This window comes from Haloarcula rubripromontorii (genome assembly GCF_001280425.1).
GTDB lineage: Archaea > Halobacteriota > Halobacteria > Halobacteriales > Haloarculaceae > Haloarcula > Haloarcula rubripromontorii.
Map to the genome: position 1 here is coordinate 507,809 of NZ_LIUF01000004.1, position 19,361 is coordinate 527,169.

A 19,361-nucleotide genomic window follows, 5' to 3' on the forward strand; every position below is an offset into this window, starting at 1 on the left:
CAATGCTGTATCTCATCGACAAGCCGATGGCAGAAATCGGGCTGCGTACCGCCGCCGGGGACCCCGAGGCACGCGTCGTTCTGATTCAGGACGGGGTCTACCTCACGCCGGATATCGACGCCCCCGTCTCAGCGGTCGCGAGAGACGTGGATGTGCGTGGCGTCTCGCTACCACCGGACATCGACCGAATATCATACGACACCGTAGTCGAGCATCTCGTCGAACAGGAGGTCAAGAGCTTCGTATGAGCCTGTTCGAACGACTCGACGAACTGGCCGCGAAGGGAGAACCGGCAACACTCCTGACTATCGTCCGCAAGGACGGCAGTGCACCGCGGGACGTAGGAGACAAGATGATAGTCACAGGCGACGACGAGTACGGGACCATCGGGGGTGGCACGGTCGAGCATCTCGCCGTACAGGACGCCCGGTCAGTGCTTTCAGGGGCCGACGACCCCGGCGTCCGGACGTACGAACTCGAACCCGGCGGCAACACGGGTATGGTCTGTGGCGGCGAGATGGACGTGTTCATCGACCGCGTTCGCGGGCAGGCACGGCTCTATATCGCCGGCGGCGGCCACATCGGCGTCGAGCTGGCTCCGCTGGCCGAGCGGCTGGGGTACGCCGTCACCGTAGTCGACGACCGCGAGGCGTACGCCGACCCGGGGCAGTTCCCAGACGACACGGACGTGATTCACGGCGACTACGGCGACGTACTCGGTGACCTCCCGATGGGGACGGAGACAGCCGTGGCCGTCGCGACGCGAAGCGGGACGTTCGATCAGGAGGCCGTCGCAGCGGCGCTGGACGGTGGGGCTGGCTACGTCGGCCTCGTCGCCAGCGAGACGAAGGCCGACCACGTCCTCGACTCGCTCGTCGAGTCGGGGTACGCCCGACGGGACCTCAGCCGGGTCCGAACGCCGGTGGGACTCGACCTCGGCGGGAGCGGGCCGGCCGCCGTCGCGCTCTCGATTCTCGCCGAGGTCACTATGGACCGCCACGACGCGACCGGCGAGCGGGCGACACGGTTGAACCTCGACGACCTGGTCGTCGTCCGCGGCGGCGGCGACCTCGGGAGCGGCGTCGTCTATCGCCTCAAGCAGGCTGGCTTTCCGGTGATTGTCACAGAGGTCGAACAGCCGACCGTCGTCCGGCGGGCGGTCGCCTTCGGCGCGGCGCTGTACGAAGACGAAGTGACGGTCGAAGGAGTCACTGGCCGGGCAGCCGCGGACATCGACGAGACACTGGAACTGCTTGCCGACGATGTCGTGCCGGTACTCGTTGACCCCGAGGCGGCCGTCGCCGACGAACTCGACGCCACAGTCCTCGTCGATGCTATCATGGCGAAAGGGACGTTCGACACCGGTACTCGAAGGTCTGACGCCGACGTCGTGGTCGGAATGGGGCCGGGGTTCGAGGCCGGCGAGAGTGTCGACGCGGTCGTCGAGACTGACCGCGGGCACGAACTCGGTCGGGTGTTCTACGAGGGGACAGCGAGCGAGTACGACGGCGAGCCGGGCGAGCGTCGCGGCTACACCCACGAACGGGTGCTCCGCGCGCCGACTGATGGTGAGTGGACCCCAACAGTCGCCATCGGCGATACTGTCACAGCTGGCGATGTGGTCGGTACGGTCGGTGACCGGCCGGTCGAGACAGAAATAGACGGGCTGGTTCGTGGCCTCGTTCACGCCGACCTCAGCGTCAGTGAAGGCACTAAGCTCGGCGATGTCGACCCCCGTGGCGAGTCTGTCGACCCGACGAAGATCTCCGACAAGGCGCTGTGTCTCGGCGGCGGGGTGCTGGAGGCAGTGCTGCGGTTGCAGTAGAAGGGTCCTACTCGACGTTACGAACTGACTTCTTCGATGGTCGGGTCGTCAATCGTGACGCCGCGTCCGGCCGTAACGCGGCCAACAGCGCGATAGAACACGTCGGCGTCGTCGAACGCCGATTCGACGGCAGCAGTCGCAGCCGGTGGGACGGAGACGAGCAGGCCGCCGCTGGTCTCCGCGCTCTCTCCGTCAGGTAGCCCGTATCCGAAAAGCGTCGAGAGAGCGGGCGTCCCTGCGATGACTGGCAGGTGCGTCAGGTCGATACCGACGTTCGATCGGGCGGCCACCACGCGGCTCTGGCCGGCGAGGCCGAAGCCGGTGATGTCGGTCGCCGCGGTCGCGTATTCGCGGCATGCGACCATTGCGTCCCGGTTCGGGGTCGTCATCCACCCGATGGCCTCCGAAGCAATGGTGTCGAGCGGGCGGTCAGTGGCGTCGGTGACTGTCTCGACAAACTGCTCGTCGGTCACACGGGTCGCCCCCATCGCCGGTTGTGTCCCGAGCGGTTTTGTCAGGTAGAGTCGGTCGCCGGGGCTAGCCCCTTGTGAAGTGAGCAGGTCGTCGGGTCGTGCTGTCGCCGAAATCGCTCCGCCGGCGAAGGGCCATGGACTCATGATGGTGTGGCCACCGGCGATGACGCCGTCCATCGTGTCCAGCGCGTCAGCCATGCCGGCGAGGATCGGTGCTGCGCTCTCGGTCAGTTCCCGCGGCAATCCGAGGACGACGAGGCAGTCAACGTTTTCGACCGCACCTGTAGCGAACCCATCGCTAGCGGCGTTACAAGCGGCGATACGGCCGAAGTCGTACGGGTCGTCGACGATAGGTGTGAAGAAATCCACCGTCGAGACCAGCGCTATGTCGTCGGTAAGTTTCCGCGCAGCGGCGTCCTCACCGATGCCGAACAGCAGCGCGTCGCTCTCACCGGTGAGGCCGGCATCGGCGAGCAGCGAATCGAGGTCGCTCTGGCCGACTTTGCAGGAACAGCCGTGGAGTTCGGCGTACTCCGTCAGGCGCGTCGTCTCGTCGTCCTCAGTCGTCACGTCGGTACCCACACTCAGGCCTCCGACAGCGACGCCATCTCGGTCACCCGGAGTTCGAGTTCGAACTCGTTGGACTCGCCAGCGGTCTCCGCGGTCGTCACGTCAATGCCGTGCGTCGTACACATCCGCCGAAGGTTCTCTTCAGCGGGGGGGTAATCGCCCCGCACGACGAGCGTCTCACCGGTATCAAGGTCCGAAAGCGCCTGTCGGACGATGAGCGCCGGCCGGGGACAGATTTCACCACGAACGTCTACGCGAGCCATACCGCTACGTGTGTCACCATGTCACAAAAACGCTATCACCGCCACACGCCGTTGCCCCGGTAAGCTATTTGTGTGTCTTCCGCGGAGCCACCGTATGCATCTGGCTGCTGCGCTGGGCTTGGGGTCCAGCGCCGCTGTCGCCTTTGTCGGGGCCGGCGGAAAGAAAACCGCGATGGGACAATTGACGGTGGAGGGAACTGACGAAGGGTACGACGTGGGCTACACGACGACGACAGCGATGCCACCGCCGTCTGACCTGCCGCTGACGGTCACCGGTCCGGGCGCGTGGCGCGCCGACCTCGAAGCACACGACCCACCGATTGCCGTCGCTCGAGAGGAAGTAGCCGACCCGGCTCGAGTCGACCGGAAGGTTCGCGGGTTCGAGCCGAGTGTAGTAGAACAGCTATCCAGTGCCGGACTGTTCGACTGGCTCCTCATCAAGGCTGACGGGGCACGCAGGCGGGAGTTCAAAGCGCCTGGCGACGGGGAGCCAGTCGTCCCACGCACGGCCAGTCACGTCGTCCCGGTCACCTCGGTCACCGCCGTCGGTGAACCGCTGACGACAGACGTGGTCCATCGACCGGAGCGGGTAGCGGCTATCACCGGCCTCAGTGTGGGTGATACGATCACTGCGACGGCTGTCGGAACAGTACTCACACATCCCGACGGTGGCCTCCGAAACGCGCCGTCCGGGGCGTCTGTGATACCGGTAATCAACAAAGCGGATACCGAGCCACAGCAGCGTACCGCCAGAGACGCACTCACGCACTCGCTTTCACAGACGAAGCGGTGTTCTCGGGGCGTCGTCACGTCGTTTGCCTCCGATATCTGTGAGGTGGTCTCAGCAGCAGATCTGCAAGAGTCCGATAGCAATGACTGACGGTGAGGAAACAGCCAGTATTGGTTCGAGAGGGGAGCGAGCATGACCGGTCGGCACCAGACCGAAGTCGGCGGCGTTATCCTCGCCGCTGGTCGGAGCACACGGTATGAACCGGGTAACAAACTGCTGGCGACCACCGACGGGACGGCGGTCGTCCGGCAGGTGGCCGAAACCGCCAGCCAGTCACCGATGTCGGACGTTGTCGCCGTCCTCGGCTACGAAGGCAAGGCCGTCGCTGCGGCGCTCGATGGCCTCTCGCTGTCCCTCCGCCACAACAGCGATTACGCGACTGGGCAGAGTACGTCAGTTCGACACGGCGTCGAGTTCGCCCGTTCGGCCGGCTGGGACGCCGTCCTGTTCCTGCTTGGCGATATGCCGTTCGTCCGCGTCGAAACCATCGAGACACTTATCGAAACGTATCGTACAGGGTCGGCAACCATTGTCGTTCCCACACACGATGGGAGGCGTGGGAATCCGGTGCTTTTCGACAGTTGCCATTTCGACGCCCTCGCCTCGGTCTCCGGCGACCGCGGCGGGCGAGACATCATCGAGACCAACGAGAAGACAGCGTTCATCGAGGTTTCGGACCCCGGAATCCACTGGGACATCGACACTGCCGCAGACCGTGCCGAGTTCACCGACCGCCGCGACGGCCTGTGAATTTAAGATGCTGATGGTGGAACTCCCGATTGATGAAACGGACTATCAGCACAACCGATGCCCCAGAGGCGGTCGGCGCGTACAGTCAGGCAACGACAAACGGCTCGCTCGTGTTCACCGCGGGCCAGATTCCGATGACGCCCGACGGCGACTTGCTCGACGACGAGCCGATAGCGACACAGGCGGAACAGGCGCTATCGAACGTCGAAGCGGTGCTGGCTTCCGAGGGGCTTGAGATGAGCGATGTACTGAAGGTGACGGTCTATCTCGACGATATCGACGATTTCGAGGCGATGAACGACACCTATGCCGGCTTCTTTGACGACGCGCCGCCGGCCCGGAGCGCAGTTGAGGTCGCTAATCTGCCGAAGGGTGTCGGCGTCGAAATCGAAGCCATCGCAACGAGCGACTGAGGCCGACAGACACGTACTGCACTTGTGGGCCACACAGCCGGGGTGTGGCGCACCAAAGTTTCAAGCCCGGCGACTCGCATCGAAGCATAATGCGACCCACGAGGCGTGAGTTCCTGGGTACAGCGGCAGCACTCTCCCTGTCGGGCTGTCTCGGCAAGACGGTGACGCCGACGCTAACGGTTGGCGTCGTGCCCGACGTGGACCCGGATACCGCCATCGAACAGAACACTGAACTCGCGACGTATCTGGCAACTGAACTCGACGTCGAAACCGAGCTACGCACAGCGGCTGACTACGCCGGGATGGTACAGGCGATGGTCGCGGAGCAGGTCGATATTGCCTACTACGGCGGTGTGTCGTACATCCTCGCGCATCGTCGAGCGGGCGCAAAGCCAGTCGTCGTCGGGTCACGGAACGGACAGACCGAGTGGCACTCCGTGTTCATCGCCCCATCAGACAGTGACCTGACAGCGATGGCGGACGTGGTCGAAACCGCAAGCGAGACCGAGCTGGTATTCGGTGATCCGCTCTCGACCAGCGGGACCGTGATGCCGACGTATCAGCTGCAGACGAAGTACGATGTCACCACCGACGCGTTCGCACAGGTCACACACGTCGGTGCCCACGACGCAACGGCAGAGACAGTCGGTCGGACGAACGGGGTCGTCGGGGCGCTGAACGCCCGCATCTACGACAGACTGCTCGCAGACGACGCCGTTGAAGGAGTCCGAGAGCTGTGGCGAACACCCGGGTTCCCGGATTATCCGTGGGCCGTCGCCCCCTCGCTGGAGGCGACGACAGCGGACGCTGTGCGTACAGCGTTCACCAGCCTCGATTCGAAAGGACGAACGGACATCCTCAATCAGCAAGCCGTCGACCAGTACGTCGAAGTGAGCCACGACGCGTTCACCTCGCTGGAAACGGCGGTCGAGATGGCTGGCATCGAGCAGGGAGGCGAGGAATGAAGAACGGGCACAGGGCGCGGTCAGAGGGAACACAGTCAGGGCACGGGCTCGTCTTCGACAGCGTCACCAAGCGTTTCGGCGGGAATGTCGCGGTGCGGGATGCCTCGCTCAGTTTGGATCCCGGTGAACAGGTCGCCGTCATCGGCCCATCTGGTGCCGGCAAGACCACGCTTCTCAGGCTGGCAGCCGGTGCGTTGCGGCCCGATGCAGGTACGGTGACGTTCAGCGGGAGCAACGGTGCGGGGTCGACTGCGACACTTGCGTATCAGGGGGAGACGCTCGTGGACCGGCGGACGGCACTGTCGAACGTCCTCACTGGGCGTCTCAGAGACCTGTCCTGGCTCCGCGGCTTCATCGAACCACTGCTACCCGCGCACCCAGAGCCGGCCCTCGAACGCCTCGATGCCGTGGGGCTGGTCGAGCGGGCCGATGTCCCCGTGAAATCGCTGAGTGCCGGCGAACGCCAGCGGGTCGCCTTCGCACGGGCACTCATGCAGGATGCCGAGGTCGTGTTAGCTGATGAGCCGACAGCGAACCTCGACCCCAGCTCCCGTCGGAACGTCATCGACGTACTCGACAACGCTCTGGACGGGGAACTGCTAGTCACCGTCCTTCACGATGTTGACCTGGCACTGGAGCACTTCGAGCGGATCGTCGGCATGGCTGACGGCCGAGTCAGGTTCGATTCGCCCGCATCTGCGGTGACCGACGACCAGCTGGATGCCCTCTTTGCAGCGGGCGCATCTACGCCGAATACCGACACCGGGCGAACGGGGAGGAAAAGAGAGGGCGAGGCTCCGGTCCCGCGGTATGTCTGAGAAGTATAGCGGTCCAGACACGGCCCGGCCCGCTGCTCTCGGCCTGTCGAAGCGCCAGCTCACGACACTACTCGGCGGCTGTGTCATACTGGCCGGCGCGGCGTGGATCGCCGAAGTGGACCCGATAGCCCTGTTCGCAGCCGGGGCTCGTGAGCAGATAGTCGCGTTCGTCGCAGAGGGCGTCCCACCGGAGAGTAGCCGTGAATACCTGCTGGGACGACGTCTTCGGGACGGACTGCTGTGGGCTGTCGTCGAAACGCTGGCTATCAGCGTTGTCGGGACCACGCTCGCTGTCGCGCTTGCTGTGCCGCTCGGTCTGACCAGTGCCGCCACCGTCACCCATCGCGGCCCGCTGTACAGGAACGCCGCAGCCGGCCGTATCGCCGTCGGCCGCGGACTCTATCACCTCAGCCGAACCGTGCTCAGCTTCCTGCGCTCCGTTCCTGGCATCGTCTGGGGATTTCTGTTCGTCACCGCTATCGGCCTCGGCCCGTTTGCAGGCGTGCTCGCGCTGGCAGTTCACAACGCCGGTGTGCTGGGAAAGCTGTACGCCGACTTCCTCGAAGACACGGACCCGATGACGACCGAGGCAGTTGCCGGGAGTGGCGCGACGCGCCTGCAGGCGGTCTGTCACGGGATGGTCCCGCAGGTGACGCCCACAATCGCCTCGTACACGCTGTACCGCTGGGAGTGCACCATCCGGTCGGCCGCCATCCTCGGGTTCGTGGGTGCGGGCGGCGTCGGGTACTATCTCGTTATCACTATTCAGCGGCTGCAGTACGGGAAGCTCTCGACCGCCATCGTCGCCGTGTTTGTGCTGGTCGTCACAAGCGACTGGCTCGGCTCGCGGTTGCGGACGCGGCTCGGCTGACGCTCGGGCGAGAGAACAGGCCTCAGGGCTTCTGTTGCTGTGCGGACTTGCGTTCTTCTTCGAGGTCCATCTCCAACCCCATTGTCGAGGCCCGAGAGCGGACTGCGTCAGCGTCGATGGCGGTTACGTCGCCGTGTTCCATGAGGACGTTCCCGTCGACCATCGTGAATCGCACGTCGTCGCCGTGTGCCGCAAACACCAGATGGGAGAGCACGTCGTGCAGCGGCGTCGCGCGCGTGAGGTCGGTATCGAGACCGACGATGTCAGCGCGCCATCCCTCCCGGATCGCGCCGAGTTCCTCGAACCCAGCGGCTTTCGCGCCGTTTCGCGTCGCCATCTCGAAGATCTCGGCCGCTGGCGTCACCGTCGGATCTAGCTGGTCGACTTTCTGGAGGAGACTCGCCTGCCGCATCTCGGTGAATGCGTCGAGCGTGTTGTTACAGGGCGGGCCGTCGTTGCCGATAGCGACGTTGATGCCGCGGTCGCGATAGTCCCAGATGGGCGCGATGCCGCTTGCGAGTTTCATGTTCGATGACGGGCAGTGTGTGACGTGGGTCCCCGTCTCAGCGAGGACTTCGCGCTCGCTCTCGTCAGTCCAGACACAGTGCGCAAGGACGACATCCTCGCCGGTGAGGCCCACCTCGTCGAGCCAGTGGATGTTGCGCATCCCAGTATCCGCTTTCACCGTCTCGATCTCGCTCTGATTCTCACTGGCGTGGGTGTGGATGCGGACGCCGTCGTATTTGTCCGCCAGTTCGCGCACTCCACGGAGACAGGCCTCGCTACATGAGACGGCAAAACGCGGGGTGACAGCGTACCGGATCCGGTCGTTGTAGGCGCCGTGATACTGCTGAATGAGGCGCTCAGATTCGTCCAGTGCGGCCTGTGTCTCCTCTAGCAGACCGTCCGGCGAGCGCTGGTCCATCAACACCTTGCCGAGCACGCCGCGGATACCGATCTCGCCCGCCGCTTCGAAGGCGCGGTCCGCGTGGGCAACCGAGAGGTGGTCGATACAGGTCGTGGTCCCGCTTTCGATCATCTCTAGATAGCCCAGTTTCGCCGCGACTTCCATCTCTTCGGCGGTCAGGGAGGCTTCCATCGGCAGAATGTAGTCGAACAGCCAGTCGAGCAGTTCCGTGTCGTCGGCGATGCCACGGCCGAGACTCTGCACGGAGTGGATATGGCCGCCGACGAGTCCCGGCAACAACACGTCGTAGGACTGGTGTTCGTGATCAGCGTACTGCGATTCGAGTTCGGCCCGTGAACCAACAGCTTCGATACGGTCCCCGGAGACGACGACCGCCCCGTCCTGCAGGACGGTCTCGGAATCTGCAACGACAGTCCCAGTGAGTAACATACGTTCTGCAAGACGGTCTCTGTATAAAGAAGGTCCTCATATGAGGGCGGCCGCTGAGTACAGACAAGCCGGGCACAAACGTGTGGCACTCCGTGTGGCGCGTGTGGTTCGCGGTGGTCTCATGTTTTCGGGCCGTTTCGCGTCCGTTTCTCACGGGTGATGTATCTCGTGAGTCGGGTCTGAGTGCGAAACGAATCCACGCTGGCAAGTCGCTGAACGAGGCGAGTGTTTGTTTCGTACTGCTCAGTAAACAATTCAGGATACTCGGACAGTAGCCTGTCGCCGATGTCGATTATTTTCTGGGGGTCGGCCTGCATGGGTGTGAGAATCGCGGAGTGTCGCTGTTAACTGCTTTGCTCACAGAAACACCACGGTTTGGCTCATACTGTTGGCCAGACTTGTTGCGTGAGATTTGCGGTCTCCGCGGTGGCGAAATACATCACAGGCCGACGGATGAGAGTGTCAGTTATCCATTGAAGGCTTTGGTGGCGTGTGTCGCTTGTGGCGCGTCCTGGCACACCACTGAATCGTACGCTCAACGACAGATTCGCCAACACCGATTTTGTCGGCCACCATCGACGCAGAGTAGTCTCTATCAATCGCGAAATGGAGGACGCTATCGAGGTCTTGCTGGTCTAAGCCCAGTTCCGCGGCATCAGTTGCCCCAGTGTGCCCCACTGGACGTGAAGACTGGTCAAGGAGGTCCGACGGGACAGCAAGTGCAGCAGCCAGAGCCTCAATCTCAGTCCGATAGAGATCGCCAAACAGTGACAGATCCACGCCGTTCTCGCCGTGTTTCGTAACGGAGCCCAGCAGCCGGTCAGTCCGTGAGACCGTCCCGACGACCAGTTCGTTTCTGGTGTTTGCGACGTAGTACTTACACGCCATCCGGAAGCGCTCGCCTGCGTTTTGCATCGCCACGAGGTCGTCGGTTGGCTCACCGGTCTCACCGACGACTCGTTGGAACGCTGTAAGCACTGGCTGCAGGTGGATTCGGTGGCAGTCTATATCAAGCAGCGACGCGACGGTTTCAGCCGTCCGGGCAGGTCCTTCGTCGCTTAGCTGTACCGGCATCACGAGTCCAGTCACGTATTCGGCCCCGATGCCGTCGACGGCCAGCGCCGCCGCAACCGTCGACTCGATGCTGCCGTCAAGTGGAACGACTAGTCCATTGGCCTCTGCGTCGATAAGCTTCTTTTCCAGAAATGCTTGGAGAATCCCCTGTATCCGTCTCGTCGCTGCCGTCGACGTCGCCAATCCATGTTCCTCACGCGGGAGGGTGAGCGTGTGAGGGTGCGTTGATTTACTCACTGCGATTCTCCCGCCCCCTGTCCAGAGGACACTTCGAGATGCGACTAACGAAACGCATGCATCCAACCGGGCTACTCATACTGTGACGTAGGTCACTGGCCCGGTATAACTGTTGTCGACAAACGTCATGGGTGTCTTCGGTAGCCTCGATACACCTTATATATTACTTAGAGGTATCAAAGATTTCAGCGAGGATTCTAACCAATATCGAGCCTATTTTGATCTATAATTTGAGACGCGCTGTACAATACTCGGGATGTTGTACGGATTTCAGGTCCCAAACCGATGCGAATAGACCTTTCGTCGAGTTCTACTCCGCCCCTCATCTCGGCTCCTGTCAGACCGCGTTCTGAAAGGTAGACCAGCTCCACTAACAATAAGCCACGTCGGCTACCTCACGGTTCACTACGTCGTGAGTTCGGTCGTTTCGATGGACTGCTCAGTAACAACCAGTTCACGGTTGACAATCCAGTCGACGAGCGTACTGCTGTCAAGCCGGTCCGAGATGACATCGCCATCTGCAGTGTAGCGTCTGATTTTGTAGGAATCCATCGCGTTCCGGTTCTCGGTGATAGCTTCGACGGCTTCGATTCGCTCGTCAGTCACAGTGTTGGAATACGTGACGCCCGGAACAAAACTGACAGTCGGGATATCAGTCGGCCAGTCCCAGTCGAACTGCTTGTGGTATTGGTCGAACTGCCACACGAGACGAGCCGCAGACGGCTCTGTTTCGACCGTCTCAGTAGTTTCCGCCTTCAGTGTCCGGTCCCAGTAGTCCATCACGCAGGATTTGAGATCCGCCTGGAGCTGTCCCTCGATCATCTTTTGTTCGATTGGATACCGCAGCTCGATAGCGACGATGGCCTGACTGTCAAGATGGGTAAGACACCGCTGGCACTCCATCTCAAACACGGAGAGGCCAATCAGCTGCGTAACCGTGAGATGGACGAGTTCGTTTCCGCAGTTTGGACACCACAGGAACAACACGTCGTCGTGACTCCCAGTCAGTTCCGCCAGCACAGTCAGATCAGCGAATGCTTTGTCACTGTCGGTATCCTGTGACTGGGGGGACTCGCCTATCGCGGTATGGCTGTCCTCGTCCGCGTACTTCGCAAGTTTATGATCTTTCAGTAGTGTTTTGATAACCGAATCGTACGATGAATGCGACTCCGCGTTCCGTATCTCTCTCAGTTTTTTTTTGTCCATTCTTTTACCCGAACACTCGCCATATGATTGATAGATATCCCGGAACCCCATAGTTTCTTTGTATAATGGTCCTAAAATTGGAATTACATCTATGAGAGTTGCCTCGTTTCTCAGATAACAGCGGTATACAGTCGAACGCGAGACTGGGCGTCAATCATGGAATGAGAACGTGGAAAGGCTCAGTCAGCCGAGGCCGCTTTCTCGTTCGCAACAGACCACTGTGTCGGGTCAATCTCGCGTCCGTCGAACGCGGTGTATTCCGGGTACGCAGTGAATACCAGATACTCGGTTCCCTGCTGCAAGTATTCGATAAGGGTGTGCAGATTGTCGTCATCGAGGCCGCCTAGCCCGTCGACAAGCAAGAGCGGAACAGCGTCGCCGACATCGAACGACTGGCGGCCAGCCAGCGCTGCTACAAAACCGATGAGTTCGAGTTCCCCCTCGCTGAGGGCATCTAAGCTCGCTTCCTGGCCGTCGCGAGCGACCACGATATCGAAGTCAGCGGTGAGTCGGGCCGTTTCGAACCCCGTCCCAAATCGGGAGAGGATGTCCTGCATCGCCGTGTCGAACGCTTCCCGTGACTCACGCTTGATTCGGTCTTTCCGGTTTCGAAGTTCCGCGAGGTCGTCCCGGAGCGATTCAAGTTCGGTCTCGAGCGTGTCGGCGCGGGCCGCTCTCGTTTCGAGTTGTGCCAGTTCGTCGGCGGTGTCTTCAAGCTCGGCCTCGCGGTACTTGATCTCACTCTCGACATCCGAAAGTTCCGCCACGGTCGCGTCAACGTGGTCTGAAAGCCGCTCTACGTCTTCCTGTGCCTGTTCGAGCCTGTGTCTGGCTGTGCCGAGGCTCTGTTTTCGGTCGGCCAGCGTCGTTTTCAACTCAGCGATATCTTCCTCTAGATCGGCCTTTCGCCGGCGAGCCTGACTGATTTCCTCGCGCTGTGTTTCCAGTTCCTCGACAGTATCTCGGTAGGTCTCCTTCTGGGCGCGAAGCGCTGTGAGTTCGCTTCCGATTGTGTCAAGTTGGTCAGCCAAATCTGCTCGTGTGGTCTCACTGCCGCAGGTCCAACAGGCGACGGTGTCCCCGGCGATATCACGCTCCACCTCGGTCAGCAAGTCGAGTCGGTCTTCGCTGAGTACCATCTCGGTGGCCGAGTACACAGACTGGAGTACTTCAGCGTCGCGCTCCACCTCTGAGAGCCGTTCCCGCGCCTCCGAGAGCCTGTCCTCAATATCATTGTACTCCGGGATTTCGAGGGCGTCGAGGGCGTCTTGGCGGTCAGAGAGGCGCTGTTCCGTCCGCTCGATGCTTTGCTCCAGTCGTTCGACGCGGTTCTTGGCCTGATTCTGTTCAGTTCGTGCTTGACTGAGCTGCCGGCGCACCGACTCAGAACTGTCGTCGCTTCCCGCCTCGCTGTCGATTGTCTCACGTCTGCCCCGCAGGTCTTCGATTTCGTCTTCCAGTCGCGTCACCTTCTTCTGGACGCTTGGAATCCGCTTTTTTGCTTCGCGAGCCTGCGTGAGTTCCGTTTCAATCTGTTCTCGCTCCCGCTGTAACGTCTCGATCTGTGAGTCGATATTCTGGAAGTCGAGCGGCCGCAACAGCACATCCTCCAGGTTTTCTCCTGCTCGGACGGCACGACGGACCTCGTTTCGTTCGTCCAGGCACGCAAACAGTTCAGCGCGGATCACGTCGTACTCGTCACTGAGATACGGTTCACCGTGTCGGACCACGGTACCGTTCTCGCGGCTGAGCGTCACGTCGTAGGCCCCAGTTGGCGTTTCGAGATGCACCGCACCGTTGTCTTCCCCTTCAGTCAGTTCAGTAGAAGTGCCAAGGGCCGTCTTGATGGATTCGATGAAGCTCGATTTCCCCTGCCAGTTCGAGCCACGGACAACATTCAGTCCCGGTTCTATCGTCGCCGACCCCTCAAGTATCCCCGCGATTCGTTCGATTTCGATGTTCCAGCTCATGAGTTGTGTGCTGACAGGTTCGCGCTCCGGTGTTGCTTGCAGACGTACCCACGCTCAAGTGCGACGGCGAACGGAACACGAGTCGGACAGTCCGGGCATCCGAGTTGTATCTGAGCCTCTATCTCCGCGGTGTCACCGCCGTCGATGTCACCCTTGTTCGCGAGTGAAGACAGTGCTGTTTCGGCTTTCCGTTCGGCGACAGTTTTAGCCGTTGCCACGCTTTCTCGCTCCCAGTTCTTTGTCGCCTCCTGGGGCTCTTTTTCTCCGTCGAGACAGTCGTTGAGATGCGTCCGCATCGTCCCCCACGAAACCATGTCATCGCGGATCGATGCACCGGGAATGCCAGTCGCCTGGAGTCGCTCTATCAGTTCGTCTCGCTGTAGATCGTCTTGGCCCCGCAATGTCTCGTAATCACTGTCTATGCGGGTATCAAGGGCTTCACGCCCGTGTTCAGTGTAGACTTGTTTAAGTAGTCGTTTGTTGAACCACGCCGTCAACGACCGATACCCCATTTCGGTCCGGTCATCAGCACCAGTCCAGCGTGCGAGCAGGCCATCGTCGAGGGAGTCATAGACAGGGTCTGCCGACGCCAACGCGTACTTGTCGATGACCGCGTCTACTTTGCAACCGGAATCAGCAGCCATTGTCCAGTTGTTCCGGCCTGCTCAGTAATAGTTTTTGACGGTGGCGTGGCCACAGTCTGCTTTGCGTAGACACTCCCTACAAAAAGATACACCCTTAGTGTGTAATTTTGATATCGAGCTACAAAAACAGAGACGGAACTGTCTGCCAGCCACCAACGATGTAATATATGTGTCAGGAACTCTGTAATGAATTTTAACTGATATGATAGCGGCACTATTACAGGTCCACGATACGCGATACCGTATTCGTTTTTCAGTCACCTTTCGCAGTAAGGCTGCATTGAATATGTACCACCTCTCACTGGGTTTGAGCGATGAAAGTGTGCTTTGAGTCTTACAATATTTCCAGATATATATCATTCCGAGAGGAGAGATCAACAAATGCCACTGGGGTAAAAGTTGTAATATCTAAATACATTCTAAGGATCAAAACTGCTCACTGGCTTGTCAGGAAGCGGATCCCCCCAGAGAGACAGGTAGTAGCAAACGTAGAACCATCGCGGCGTTGTAACCAAATTAAACGTTTATACCGTCTGTCTCGTAATTGATGTAGTATGCGGAAGTTGGCCGGTGAAACCGGGCCGGCATCAGCGGATAGTGGGACGGTCGCTTCGAGAATCAAGGTACTGTTAGTCGATGACTACGGGGAGTTCCGGCGGACGACAGCGGAGTTGCTGGAACACGAAAACGACCGCATCGATGTCATCGAGGCCGCAAGTGTCGAGGATGCACTCAGCTACTTCGATTCCGAGTCGATCGACTGCATCGTCAGTGACTACGAGATGCCCGAAACTGACGGGATTGAGTTCGTAGAGACGGTGCGACAGTCCAACGGGGACCTCCCGTTTATTCTGTTGACAGGCCAAGGGAGCGAGAAACTCGCCAGCAAAGCGGTTTCCGCCGGCGTCACTGATTACTTCGTCAAAGGTGGCGGCCCGGAGCAGTACGCAGTACTCACGAACAGAATCGAGAACGCGGTCGAGTCATACCGGTTCCGCCGAGAAACTGCGCGGCTATCACGGATTAATTCACTGTTCCGGGAGATTAATAGGCAAGTACTACTGGCATCGACGGCAGAGGAAATCAAAGAAGCCGTCTGTGAGATTCTGACCAGTTCGGACGCCTACCAGTTCGCCTGGATCGGCGAAAAGAACGAATCGGGTGATATCGTCCCCACTGCAGGCGGTGGGGACGCCTTCGAATACGTCGAGGCGATGCTCTCTAGATACGGCCGTTCGGCGTTCGACGACGGGCCGTTCGGCCACGCTATCGAAACCGGCGAACAGCAGGTGATGTCCGATATCCGGGTCGAATCGTCGGGCCAGCCCTGGCGCGAACTCGCATCGGAGTACGGTTTCCGGTCGATGATCGTCCTCCCGATCCAGTACACGGGATCAGTCCCGAGCGTCATTTCGATATACGCGGATACACCACACGCCTTTGACGAGGCGGAGCAGACCGTGCTGTCGGAGCTTGCGGAAATCGTCGCTGACGGGCTCCACTCAACGGCCACGCGTGCCGAACTCGAAATGCGCGAAGAGGTCCTGCGAACGATTACCGAAGTGTTCACCACGCGAGATGGGGCGCTACGAGAACAGATAGCTGAACTCATGCAAGTGGGCCGCAGCGTACTGGGAACCGAGTATGCGACGCTGTCACAGATCAGTGGGATGGAATACGGTTTCGAAGTACTCCAGACACCTGACGAAACGATCTTTTCAGGAGGGACCATTCCGTTGTCAGAAACGCCCTGTGAGAAGGTTATTGCGAGAGAAGAGACGGTCGTGATGACAGATGTCGATACCGAATGTGGCGACAGTGGTCGAGATCATATATGGGACGGCGAAGTCAATCGGTACCTCGGGACACCACTCACTGTTGGCGAGAGTATCTACGGGACGCTCTGTTTCTACGGATCTGGGAGGAGCGGAACCGGGTTCTCGGACTGGGACGTGACGCTCGTGGACCTGCTGAGCAAGTGGATCGGAAACGAACTGCAGACACAGCGTGCGGAGATGGGCTTTACGCAGTTGTACGAAACGGCAACGGACCTCTTGGGTGTGACATCAGAGGAGGAAGCCGCGAAAATCGTCGTCTCCCGGGCGCGCGACATCATCGGACTTCCCGAGGTCGTGCTGTATACGTTCGACAGCGATACGAACGCTTTCCGCCCGCTTGCGGCCACGGATACCGGATCGCACAGGGCGATCCCGGCAGACGAGGATAGCCCCGTGAGTTCAGCCTTTTTCGCCGAAGAAACGATATTGCGTGACGAGGAGTCGGCCGGTGCTGCGAACGGACAGACGATAGCCGACGGAAAAGCCGTGTTCGTCCCGCTGGGGGACCACGGCGTCCTTCGGGCAGGTGACACCACCGGCGGCGTGTTCGATACCCAGACTCACCGGATTACCGAGCTCCTCGGGGCGACGATTCGAACGGCGTTCGATAGGCTGACCTACGAGACGGAACTCGAAGACAGACAGCGCGATCTTGAGCAACAAACGGTTCAGCTTGAGCAGATGAATCGGTTGACAGAGCTGAGTCAGAAAATTCACGAGCGAGTCCTCAGGGCAGACAGTCGCTCCGAAATAGAGCAAGCGGTGTGTGACCAGTTGGTCGCATCTGACATCTGTTCGTTTGCCTGGATCGGCGAATACGAAGCCGATAACGACCGAGTCACACCACGGACGTGGGCAGGAACCGACCGTGGCTTTTTGGAAGAATCCCGCACGCCCTCGAATGAGACGCCGCCTCCACCAGCAGTCCAGACAGCCCGGACTAACGAACAGACGCTGAACAACAACATCGCGGATGGCCTCAGGGGGAAAGGGTGGCAGCGACGGCTACTGGAACGAGGGTTCCAGTCAGTCGTCAGTATTCCACTCAGCTATCAGCAGCTCTCCTACGGCATCCTGACCGTGTACGCGAAAACGCCGGACACGTTCGATCTGCCGACACAGTCAGTGCTCGAAGAGGTGAGTGAGACCGTCGGATACGCCATTAACAGTATTGAGACGAAGCAAGGGCTCGTCGCAGATCGGGCTGTCGAACTCCAGTTGGAAGCAACGGAGTCCGACGATATCATTCATCGGATCGCAAGCATCGCCGATGCAGAGGTCACATTCGAGGGTATTGTTCCACAAGGCGATACTAGCTGTATCGTGTTTTTCAGCACTGACGCTTCCCCCGATGACCTACAAGCATGTTTGGACACCGTTCCCCGGATTGAGCGACTAGAGTGTTTAACTGATACTGAAGACACGAGCTTGTTCGAGGCAACGGTCTCGGGAACACAACTCGCACTGACAGTCGCCGAACAGGGAGGGGCCCCGCAGTTACTCCGGTCCGACGGTGAGACGCTGGAGATACAGCTTGAGGTCCCACAGACTGTCGATATTCGCCAACTCATTGCTGAATTACGGCGTTCGTGTCCAGATATCGAACTCGTGAGCCGTCACAAGCGGGAGCGTGGTGTCCAGACCCGCGAGTCATTCCACTCGGAGTTGACGGCACAGCTGACCCCCCGGCAGTTCGAGGTCCTGCTTGCAGCCTACTATAGCGGGTTCTATCAATCTCCCCGGGACAAGACCGGCCAGCAAATCGCCGATACACTCGATATTTCACAACCAACGTTTAGCCATCATCTTCGGGTCGCTGTCCGGAAACTACTTGAGCAACTGTTTAGCGAAGGTGGAACGACCCAGCATCTAGATAGATAGCGTCTGTAATCTCAGTTTGCTAGTCTGATAGAGTATATCCTGATACGGCAGTACGTCCATACAAAGAACAATGAGTCTGGAGTGGAACGAGACAGAAACTGTCTTCTGGGCAAACCAGTACGAATCACCGAGTGAAGCAATTGTGACCGCGATTGCATCTAAAGAATCCGTTACAGAAACGAGCCTCCCGCCGTTATATAATCAAATCGACCCGGACGCCCTCGACACGCTTGTCACGGGGCAGTCCAACGACGATATACAGATCAGTTTCACATACAGTGGGTACACCGTTCGAATCCGAGACAGCGAGATAATCGAAATCACGCCCACGTAGCCGGACGGCAGCTTCCTACTTGTTCTTCAGTGAGTACACAACCAGTGCCACAGACCCCGATATATTATTAATAGGATACTACGTAGTTTCTGTCTGCTCTTGGTAGAGTGCAAGAGTGTAGTTCTAATATTTATATAGATACTAATAGAAGTAGATTCGGAGTCTGGTAGTGTGAATCAGAGGGTTGTCTCAACCGAGTACGAACCTACCGTAGGGCGCTTTCACCAGCATGCTTGTTTGTTGTCTACACTCAATCGTTGTAGTTTAGGTGTGTAGTATAGCAGATACGTCCACATCGCAAGCACAGAGGTTATATGCTGACTGTGGCCGGTAAGTGACGGACAGAAATCTAATGCATCATACAAGTAGCTATTTCTTACTGAGGAATTAGAGGGTAACGGGGGTGTAACAAAACGGTACCCCGGGTTTCGTGTATATATGTCGCTCTCGCGGCCTGAACATAAACCAATGCAGCAACAGAGGTCATGAGTGCACCGATGGCAGAAGAAGAACAAGAGCTCTCGCGCGACCAAATGTTCGATATCCTCAGCAGTTCTAGGCGTCGATACACACTTTATTATCTGCGCCAACAGATAGAACCAGTCCAGCTGACCGATTTAGCTGAGGAATTGGCTGCGTGGGAGAACGATACAACCGTCGAAGAACTCTCCTCGCAGGCGCGAAAGCGGGTGTACGTTTCGCTGTATCAGACCCATGCTCCGAAACTTCAGGAGGCAGGGCTAATAACGTATGACGCTGATACGGGTGAGATAGCTCTTCGAGAGGATGCCCCGGAAGTTGAACCGTTCATCAGCAATGGCGATGACGAGTCGAAATGGTATCAGTACTATGGCGCAGTGGCGCTACTTAATGCCGTTTTGGTCATAGCAGCGATCGTCGGTGTACCTCTGCTCAGTGCCGTTAATCCGTTGGTTATTGGACTAGTCGTCATCAGTTCATTTCTCGTGCTTTCTATTGCTCACGCGGTTTCCAGACGCCGAGGAAAAAAGGACAAAACCTTTGATATCGGTGAGCCGTGAACGACGCTGTGGACTGGTTAAAGAGACACCCCCCAAGGGCGT

18 protein-coding genes and 1 pseudogene are annotated in these 19,361 nt (G+C 59.3%); 11 read left to right on the plus strand and 8 right to left on the minus strand.

Annotated features, from left to right (window positions below; all coding sequences use genetic code 11):
• Positions 1 to 2: 2 nt before the first annotated feature.
• Both AMS69_RS14675 and yqeB read left to right on the plus strand, forming a co-directional pair.
• Positions 3 to 248 (plus strand): hypothetical protein, encoded by a 246-nt coding sequence (locus AMS69_RS14675; RefSeq protein WP_053968798.1) that lies wholly within the window; start codon positions 3 to 5, stop codon positions 246 to 248.
• Positions 245 to 1,825 (plus strand): selenium-dependent molybdenum cofactor biosynthesis protein YqeB, encoded by a 1,581-nt coding sequence (gene yqeB, locus AMS69_RS14680; RefSeq protein WP_053968799.1) that lies wholly within the window; start codon positions 245 to 247, stop codon positions 1,823 to 1,825. Before AMS69_RS14675 ends, yqeB begins: the two co-directional genes overlap by 4 nt.
• A 17-nt stretch (positions 1,826 to 1,842) precedes the next feature.
• On the opposite strand, the gene selD is transcribed toward yqeB, so the two are convergent.
• Positions 1,843 to 2,880 (minus strand): selenide, water dikinase SelD, encoded by a 1,038-nt coding sequence (selD, locus tag AMS69_RS14685; RefSeq protein ID WP_053968800.1) that lies wholly within the window; start codon positions 2,878 to 2,880, stop codon positions 1,843 to 1,845.
• Between the two features lie 2 nt (positions 2,881 to 2,882).
• The gene (locus AMS69_RS14690; protein ID WP_053968801.1) at positions 2,883 to 3,131 is read right to left on the minus strand and encodes a sulfurtransferase TusA family protein; all 249 of its coding nucleotides are present in this window, start codon (positions 3,129 to 3,131) and stop codon (positions 2,883 to 2,885) included.
• A 94-nt stretch (positions 3,132 to 3,225) separates the two neighbouring features.
• Between AMS69_RS14690 and yqeC the strand changes: the two genes are divergently transcribed.
• The 6 genes from yqeC (at position 3,226) to phnE (ending at position 7,738) form a co-directional block, all read left to right on the plus strand.
• Positions 3,226 to 4,011, plus strand: a complete 786-nt coding sequence (yqeC, locus tag AMS69_RS14695) for a selenium cofactor biosynthesis protein YqeC (RefSeq protein WP_053968802.1) — start codon at positions 3,226 to 3,228, stop codon at positions 4,009 to 4,011.
• 42 nt (positions 4,012 to 4,053) lie between these two features.
• A complete protein-coding gene (locus AMS69_RS14700; RefSeq protein ID WP_053968803.1) occupies positions 4,054 to 4,671 on the plus strand; it encodes a nucleotidyltransferase family protein in 618 nt (205 codons plus the stop codon).
• A gap of 32 nt (positions 4,672 to 4,703) precedes the next feature.
• Positions 4,704 to 5,084, plus strand: a complete 381-nt coding sequence (locus AMS69_RS14705; RefSeq protein ID WP_053968804.1) for a Rid family detoxifying hydrolase — start codon at positions 4,704 to 4,706, stop codon at positions 5,082 to 5,084.
• 89 nt (positions 5,085 to 5,173) lie between these two features.
• Positions 5,174 to 6,049, plus strand: coding sequence for a phosphate/phosphite/phosphonate ABC transporter substrate-binding protein (gene phnD, locus AMS69_RS14710; RefSeq protein ID WP_053968805.1), 876 nt, complete (start codon positions 5,174 to 5,176; stop codon positions 6,047 to 6,049).
• Positions 6,046 to 6,867, plus strand: coding sequence for a phosphonate ABC transporter ATP-binding protein (locus AMS69_RS14715; RefSeq protein WP_053968806.1), 822 nt, complete (start codon positions 6,046 to 6,048; stop codon positions 6,865 to 6,867). The genes phnD and AMS69_RS14715 overlap by 4 nt, the downstream gene beginning before the upstream one ends.
• Positions 6,860 to 7,738: a phosphonate ABC transporter, permease protein PhnE gene (phnE, locus tag AMS69_RS14720; protein ID WP_053968807.1), complete on the plus strand. Its 879-nt coding sequence runs from the start codon at positions 6,860 to 6,862 to the stop codon at positions 7,736 to 7,738. Before AMS69_RS14715 ends, phnE begins: the two co-directional genes overlap by 8 nt.
• 22 nt (positions 7,739 to 7,760) lie before the next feature.
• Here phnE and AMS69_RS14725 read toward each other — a convergent pair whose 3' ends face one another.
• From AMS69_RS14725 to rdfA, 6 genes and pseudogenes are all read right to left on the minus strand, one after another.
• Positions 7,761 to 9,095: a 5'-deoxyadenosine deaminase gene (locus AMS69_RS14725; protein WP_053968808.1), complete on the minus strand. Its 1,335-nt coding sequence runs from the start codon at positions 9,093 to 9,095 to the stop codon at positions 7,761 to 7,763.
• A gap of 119 nt (positions 9,096 to 9,214) precedes the next feature.
• Entirely contained in the window at positions 9,215 to 9,412 is a 198-nt protein-coding gene (locus tag AMS69_RS21185; RefSeq protein ID WP_053968809.1) for a 30S ribosomal protein S17, read from the minus strand.
• A gap of 145 nt (positions 9,413 to 9,557) precedes the next feature.
• Positions 9,558 to 10,406, minus strand: a complete 849-nt coding sequence (gene nadE / locus AMS69_RS14735; protein ID WP_053968810.1) for an NAD(+) synthase — start codon at positions 10,404 to 10,406, stop codon at positions 9,558 to 9,560.
• Positions 10,407 to 10,811: 405 nt separating this feature from the next.
• A pseudogene (locus AMS69_RS14740) lies at positions 10,812 to 11,635 on the minus strand (hypothetical protein).
• A 156-nt stretch (positions 11,636 to 11,791) separates the two neighbouring features.
• On the minus strand, positions 11,792 to 13,582 hold the full coding sequence (locus AMS69_RS14745) for an archaea-specific SMC-related protein (RefSeq protein ID WP_053968811.1): 1,791 nt from the start codon (positions 13,580 to 13,582) through the stop codon (positions 11,792 to 11,794).
• Entirely contained in the window at positions 13,579 to 14,226 is a 648-nt protein-coding gene (gene rdfA / locus AMS69_RS14750; RefSeq protein WP_053968812.1) for a rod-determining factor RdfA, read from the minus strand. The genes AMS69_RS14745 and rdfA overlap by 4 nt, the downstream gene beginning before the upstream one ends.
• 554 nt (positions 14,227 to 14,780) lie before the next feature.
• Between rdfA and AMS69_RS14755 the strand changes: the two genes are divergently transcribed.
• The 3 genes from AMS69_RS14755 (at position 14,781) to AMS69_RS14765 (ending at position 19,319) form a co-directional block, all read left to right on the plus strand.
• Positions 14,781 to 17,945 carry a GAF domain-containing protein gene (locus AMS69_RS14755; protein ID WP_053968813.1) on the plus strand — a complete coding sequence of 1,055 codons (3,165 nt, stop codon included), beginning with the start codon at positions 14,781 to 14,783 and terminating at the stop codon, positions 17,943 to 17,945.
• Positions 17,946 to 18,015: 70 nt separating this feature from the next.
• On the plus strand, positions 18,016 to 18,279 hold the full coding sequence (locus AMS69_RS14760; protein WP_053968814.1) for a HalOD1 output domain-containing protein: 264 nt from the start codon (positions 18,016 to 18,018) through the stop codon (positions 18,277 to 18,279).
• 497 nt (positions 18,280 to 18,776) lie between these two features.
• Entirely contained in the window at positions 18,777 to 19,319 is a 543-nt protein-coding gene (locus AMS69_RS14765) for a DUF7344 domain-containing protein (protein WP_053968815.1), read from the plus strand.
• The last annotated feature ends 42 nt before the right edge of the window (positions 19,320 to 19,361 follow it).

Excerpts from the sequence above, each read along its gene's own strand:
- AMS69_RS14760 (WP_053968814.1), top strand. The coding sequence starts at position 18,016 with ATGAGTCTGGAGTGGAACGAGACAGAAACTGTCTTCTGGGCAAACCAG.
- phnD (WP_053968805.1), top strand. The coding sequence starts at position 5,174 with ATGCGACCCACGAGGCGTGAGTTCCTGGGTACAGCGGCAGCACTCTCC.
- AMS69_RS21185 (WP_053968809.1), bottom strand. The coding sequence starts at position 9,412 with ATGCAGGCCGACCCCCAGAAAATAATCGACATCGGCGACAGGCTACTG.
- AMS69_RS14690 (WP_053968801.1), bottom strand. The coding sequence starts at position 3,131 with ATGGCTCGCGTAGACGTTCGTGGTGAAATCTGTCCCCGGCCGGCGCTC.
- yqeC (WP_053968802.1), top strand. The coding sequence starts at position 3,226 with ATGCATCTGGCTGCTGCGCTGGGCTTGGGGTCCAGCGCCGCTGTCGCC.
- AMS69_RS14755 (WP_053968813.1), top strand. The coding sequence starts at position 14,781 with ATGCGGAAGTTGGCCGGTGAAACCGGGCCGGCATCAGCGGATAGTGGG.
- rdfA (WP_053968812.1), bottom strand. The coding sequence starts at position 14,226 with ATGGCTGCTGATTCCGGTTGCAAAGTAGACGCGGTCATCGACAAGTAC.
- yqeB (WP_053968799.1), top strand. The coding sequence starts at position 245 with ATGAGCCTGTTCGAACGACTCGACGAACTGGCCGCGAAGGGAGAACCG.
- AMS69_RS14745 (WP_053968811.1), bottom strand. The coding sequence starts at position 13,582 with ATGAGCTGGAACATCGAAATCGAACGAATCGCGGGGATACTTGAGGGG.
- AMS69_RS14700 (WP_053968803.1), top strand. The coding sequence starts at position 4,054 with ATGACCGGTCGGCACCAGACCGAAGTCGGCGGCGTTATCCTCGCCGCT.
- AMS69_RS14725 (WP_053968808.1), bottom strand. The coding sequence starts at position 9,095 with ATGTTACTCACTGGGACTGTCGTTGCAGATTCCGAGACCGTCCTGCAG.
- AMS69_RS14705 (WP_053968804.1), top strand. The coding sequence starts at position 4,704 with ATGAAACGGACTATCAGCACAACCGATGCCCCAGAGGCGGTCGGCGCG.
- AMS69_RS14715 (WP_053968806.1), top strand. The coding sequence starts at position 6,046 with ATGAAGAACGGGCACAGGGCGCGGTCAGAGGGAACACAGTCAGGGCAC.
- phnE (WP_053968807.1), top strand. The coding sequence starts at position 6,860 with ATGTCTGAGAAGTATAGCGGTCCAGACACGGCCCGGCCCGCTGCTCTC.
- AMS69_RS14675 (WP_053968798.1), top strand. The coding sequence starts at position 3 with ATGCTGTATCTCATCGACAAGCCGATGGCAGAAATCGGGCTGCGTACC.
- AMS69_RS14765 (WP_053968815.1), top strand. The coding sequence starts at position 18,777 with ATGGCAGAAGAAGAACAAGAGCTCTCGCGCGACCAAATGTTCGATATC.